We start from the raw sequence: 5,296 nt of genomic DNA, 5'->3' as shown, positions 1-5,296 counted from the left end.
AAGTTGGGTGTATTTCTTCATTGTGTGCTTTCCAATTGCGAGTTGAAAAAGTCTAATGATTCTATGAATACACCTAACTTTTTCAACTAATTACAAATGTGTTGCACTTGGGATTTGAATCTGCGAATTTAAAAGCTACAAAATGAATTCAAAAGTGTAGGAATTATGAATTTAAATTTACGCATTGGCGCTTTAATTTTCGTCATGAGCTGCTAAGGTAGAAACATAATTCAAAATCTAAATATTTAAGGGTCTTATGCAACGGCTTGCACTTTTTGTTGGTTCTTTGGTTTTAGCTGCTACACAGGCACAGGCAGAACTGATTATTAATGGTCAGCGTGTGACATCAACGGATATATCCTCTGTTCCGAGCAGCCCCGTCAATTATGCGTCCCAAAATAATTTTCAGAATTGTCTTGCCAATTTGCGCAGTCAGGCGATTGCACAAGGCGTAAGTGGTTCAACCTACGATCGTTATACGCAAAATTTAACACCCGATTATTCTGTGATTGAAAAGCTGAATTATCAGCCTGAGTTTTCGACTCCGATCTGGGATTATCTGTCCGGACTGGTGGATGAAGAACGTGTACAACTGGGTCGACAAAAACTGCAGCAACATCGTGAGGTATTAAACCGGATTAGCACAGCCTATGGAGTACCGGCAGAAACCATCGTAGCCGTATGGGGCGTAGAAAGTAATTTTGGTGATATTTCCGGGAAGTATCCTTTATTACAGGCCTTGGGTACTTTGAGTTGTGAAGGTCGTCGTCAAAGTTATTTCCGTGGTGAGTTCTTCACCACTATGAAACTGTTACAGCGTGGCGATGTCTATGAAAGCCAGCTCAAAGGTTCATGGGCAGGCGCATTTGGTCACACCCAGTTTATGCCATCGACTTATGATGAGCTGGCGGTTGATTTTGATGGGGATGGTCGTCGTGATTTAGTCAGCAGTATTCCTGATGCACTGGCTTCTACAGCCAATTTCCTGAAAAAACGTGGCTGGCAGACTGGCCAACCTTGGGGCTTTGAAGTAAAAATTCCACAAGGCATGTCTGTTGCAGGCGAAAGCCGACGCAATAAAAAATCACTGAGTAGCTGGATGAATCGTGGTGTGGTGCGTGCTGACGGTACTCCGCTATTGCAGGGCAATTTATCAGAATCTTCTCAGGCTGGCTTATTGGCGCCTGCAGGCGAAAATGGACCGGTATTTTTAGTCTTTAAGAATTTTGATGCTATTTACAGCTATAATGCAGCAGAAAGTTATGCTTTAGCGATTGCACATTTATCTGACCGCTTACAAGGTAAAGGAAGCATCCAGACAGCTTGGCCAACCGATGATCCGGGTACGTCACGTTCGGAACGTCGCGAGATCCAGCAATTCCTGTTAAACCGTGGCTATGATATTGGTGAGGTAGATGGTCTGATTGGGGATAAAACCCGTCAGGCGATTCGTCAGGAACAGAACCGTTTAGGTTTAAGTCCGACCGGTCGTGCGGGACAGCAAATCCTGCGTGCATTTAGAAATGAAAATGCCAAACTAATGATGCGTTAGGAAGAATTATATTTAGACATGATCTAAATATAATTCTTCATCATAAAAAAGGTCTGCAAATATGCAGACCTTTTTTATGACTATATAGTGAGCTTAAAGCTGCTCTTATACAGAGGTGATCGTGCCCAGAACGCGATAACCTGATGCGCCTGTCACAGCCGGCAGATTGCCGCTGAGTTGATTCATAAAACGCATCGCCAGCCAGGCAAAAGCCGTGCCTTCTACCCAAGTCGGATTTAAGCCAAGGTCGGCTGTAGTCTGTACGCTCCAATGATGTTTACGCAAACGCCAGCGTAACTGTTCCAATAAATGTGAATTATAAGCACCACCACCACAGACATAGACTTCACCGGTATCCAGACCAGAACGGTAAATGGCTTTTTTAATCGCACGGGTCGTGAGCTTCATTAAAGTAGCTTGCACATTCTCTGGTGTATCTTCAAGTTCATCATATTGAAGATCATTGCGCCAGTCAGCAATCTGTTCATCCAGCCATTCTAGATTAAAGTCTTCGCGGCCGGTACTTTTCGGTGGCTCTTTTGAGAAGAACTCATGTTCCTGTAAACGGTCCAATAGGCTACGGATTGGCGTGCCATAAGCTGCCCAGTTACCATTTTCATCAAAAGGCTGGCCGGTATAACGCTGACACCAGGCATCCATCAGAATATTGGCAGGGCCGGTATCAAAGCCATAGACCTGATCCGGTTGGCCTGCCGGCAGAATACTCACATTGGCAATGCCGCCCAGATTCAGAATCACACGGTGAATACTGTCATGCTGGAAAATATCTTGGTGAAAAGCCGGAACTAAAGGCGCGCCTTGGCCACCAGCAGCCAGATCACGACGACGGAAATCAGAAATGACCGGAATCTGGGTGATTTCAGTAATGATATTCGGATCACCAATTTGCAGGGTAAAGCCATGTTCGGGGCGATGGCGGATGGTCTGACCATGTGAGCCAATCGCCTTGATTTGAGATCGATCTAAATTATTTTCTTTAATCAGCGCATTGATGCCATGACCAATCATCTGTGCCAGTGCGACATCAGCTTTGCCCATGCGATCGATTTCATTGTCATCTGGCAAAGTTAACGCCATCAGTTCATCACGAAGATCGGGATCAAAAGGCAAGGTGAGGGTAGCATGAAGCTGAAGTGGATCAAAAGAAGCAGCAACAATATCGACACCATCCATGCTTGTGCCGGTCATTACCCCAATATAGATCGCTGTCATGATTATTCTTAAGCCTGCAATGTGCTGAAAAAGTGTTAGTATATCGCACAAATTGTATAACTGATCTATTTGGATTTTGTGATGTCAAATTTCCTGCCGGCTGAAGAACAACTTGCCCTCATCCAACGAGGCACCCACGAAATTATTTCTGAAGAAGACCTTCTGAAGAAATTAAAGCAGAATCGTCCTTTAAAAATTAAAGCGGGTTTTGACCCAACTGCACCGGATCTGCACCTAGGTCATACAGTTTTAATCAATAAATTAAAAGTATTCCAGGACTTGGGCCATGAAGTGTACTTCCTGATTGGTGACTACACTGCGATGATCGGTGACCCGACTGGTAAGAGCGCAACCCGCCCGCCATTGTCACGCGAACAGGTGCTGGAAAATGCAAAAACCTATCAGGAACAAGTATTTAAAATTCTTGATCCAAACAAAACCAAAGTCGTGTTTAACTCGGAATGGTTTGCACAAAAAACTGCAGCTGACCTGATTCAATTGGCATCACAGCAAACAGTTGCACGTATGTTAGAGCGTGATGACTTCACCAAGCGTTATAACAATCAGCAACCGATTGCGATTCACGAATTCTTATATCCATTGGTTCAAGGTTATGACTCAATTGCTTTAGAAGCTGACGTGGAGTTAGGGGGTACAGACCAGACCTTTAACCTGTTGATGGGTCGTACTCTACAAGGCCGTTATAACCAGGAAGCGCAGGTATGTATCACTGTGCCAATTCTTGAAGGTCTGGATGGCGTGAACAAGATGTCTAAATCTTTAGGCAACTATATTGGTGTATTTGATGTACCGGGCGCGATGTACCAGAAAGTATTATCTATGCCGGATTCACTGATTGAGCGTTATTTCGATCTGCTCAGCTTCAAATCTATAGAAGAAATTCAAGGCTTGCTGAAAGAAATCGAAGAAGGCCGTAACCCGCAGGAAGTAAAACGTATCCTTGCGCTGGAACTGGTAGAACGTTTCCACGGTGCTGAAGCTGCCGCTCATGCCCATAAAGGTGCAGGTAATATCATTACTGAAGGTGAACTGCCTGAAGGTACGCCAGAAGTGACTATTTCACGTGGCGAATTTGGTGGTGAGATCTTCATTACTTCAATTTTACGTGAAGCTGGCTTAACCAAAAATGCTGCTCAAGCTAAAGATGCCTTAGGCCGCGGCACTGTGAAAGTGGACTGGAAACCGGTTGATGCGTCTTTTTCTGTGAAAGAGAACGTAACTTTAATTATTCAGGCCAGTAAAAAAGCAATTGCAAAAGTGACCTTCGTTGACTAAGGCTGGTTCTAAGTTATTGAAATAAAAGCAGGCTTCGGCCTGCTTTTATTTTTTAAGCTGTATATGAATTATATAAATATAGAAATTCAAAAAAAACCTTATAAAAACAACATTTAAATTTTGCCATTTGGCTTGCATTTCTGGTTTTTTGTGTATAAGATTTATTCGTCTAGAGATTCCGTGAAAAGCATATCTAGAGGGTAATGATCAATAACAGACAACTCCATAATTGATCAGGTCTCTAAGTAAAGAGACAAGTTAATATAATGTGAATAACTATAATAATGACATAATGGATCGGGTAAAGATTCAATTCTAAGGAAGAGATTTTGGGAGAGATCTCTTCCTTTTTTATTGGTGTTGTCTGGCTATATGTTCAATCTTCAATAAATTCAAAACAAAGATGGATGAATCAGCTGGGATTAAAGCTAAATCTATAATGAGATAAATGAATCATTTTTGAATCTCAATCCATCTATAAAAAGAAAGGTAAATAAGGTGTATCAATACCAGACTGAACAGATGTTTGATGAAGACATCAATTTCATTTTGCGTTTTCTCTTCGAATATGAGTCTGCTGAGCAGAAACAAAAATCTTTTGATCAGGTACAGGCTTTATTTCAGCAATTAGATCTTGCCTCTCACTATTTACTCTTTTCATTAGTCAAAGAACGTCTGCCACGTCGGGCCAAATTATTGTTTGCTGCTGAAGACTATAGTGGCAAGAAAGAAGTGATTGAGGAAGTGATGCAGCATTGGGTAAAAGATAGATACTCAAATGTGGCTTAATCGATTTTAATCTTCTGCTTATTCTTCTGCGCTTAAATAAGCTTTCTGGATAATCTGAAATCTAGAAAGATCATATCCTCATTTTTGCTTCTTAAAAGCAGGGTTAAGAAAAAACCTGTATACAGCAAGGATTTTGACCTTACAAAAAGCTCCATATATATAAGTCGGATAGAAAACAGCAAAATATGTAAGCTGATATAAGAAAATTTCGGAAAATTCTGGATACAGCCCTTAAATTTTACGGTCTTATTCAAAAGTCACAGTTTTTTGATAGTTATCAGGTCTTAATAAATTCTACTTTTTTAAATGGCGGATTCAAGCGGCAAGTGCAACAGTATAAAAACCAGCCATAACTTCACTCGGTGTATACCAACCTAGTGTTTTTCTAGGACGATGGTTGAGTGCAAATTCTATCTGCTCTATTTG

At 41.7% G+C, this 5,296-nt stretch carries 4 protein-coding genes and 1 pseudogene; 3 read left to right on the top strand and 2 right to left on the bottom strand.

Annotated features, from left to right (window positions below):
• Positions 1-256: 256 nt before the first annotated feature.
• A complete protein-coding gene (locus tag FTU19_RS15660; RefSeq protein WP_218955221.1) occupies positions 257-1,552 on the top strand; it encodes a lytic murein transglycosylase in 1,296 nt (431 codons plus the stop codon).
• 105 nt (positions 1,553-1,657) lie between these two features.
• On the opposite strand, the gene FTU19_RS15655 is transcribed toward FTU19_RS15660, so the two are convergent.
• Positions 1,658-2,785, bottom strand: coding sequence for an anhydro-N-acetylmuramic acid kinase (locus tag FTU19_RS15655; protein WP_179993045.1), 1,128 nt, complete (start codon positions 2,783-2,785; stop codon positions 1,658-1,660).
• Between the two features lie 63 nt (positions 2,786-2,848).
• Here FTU19_RS15655 and tyrS point away from each other — a divergent pair, with 63 nt between their 5' ends.
• Positions 2,849-4,081, top strand: a complete 1,233-nt coding sequence (gene tyrS, locus FTU19_RS15650) for a tyrosine--tRNA ligase (protein WP_180131871.1) — start codon at positions 2,849-2,851, stop codon at positions 4,079-4,081.
• 498 nt (positions 4,082-4,579) lie between these two features.
• A complete protein-coding gene (locus tag FTU19_RS15645) occupies positions 4,580-4,870 on the top strand; it encodes a hypothetical protein (RefSeq protein WP_180131870.1) in 291 nt (96 codons plus the stop codon).
• A gap of 315 nt (positions 4,871-5,185) precedes the next feature.
• Here the strand turns inward: FTU19_RS15645 and FTU19_RS15640 are convergent.
• Positions 5,186-5,296: pseudogene (locus tag FTU19_RS15640) on the bottom strand (IS30 family transposase); the annotation flags it as partial.

The organism is Acinetobacter sp. YH12072 (assembly GCF_013419565.1).
Classification (GTDB): Bacteria; Pseudomonadota; Gammaproteobacteria; order Pseudomonadales; family Moraxellaceae; genus Acinetobacter.
This window is presented reverse-complemented; position numbering and strand designations above follow the sequence as displayed.

Bases quoted from the DNA above. Each gene is read 5' to 3' on its own strand.
- FTU19_RS15660 (WP_218955221.1), top strand. From the start codon at position 257: ATGCAACGGCTTGCACTTTTTGTTGGTTCTTTGGTTTTAGCTGCTACA.
- FTU19_RS15655 (WP_179993045.1), bottom strand. From the start codon at position 2,785: ATGACAGCGATCTATATTGGGGTAATGACCGGCACAAGCATGGATGGT.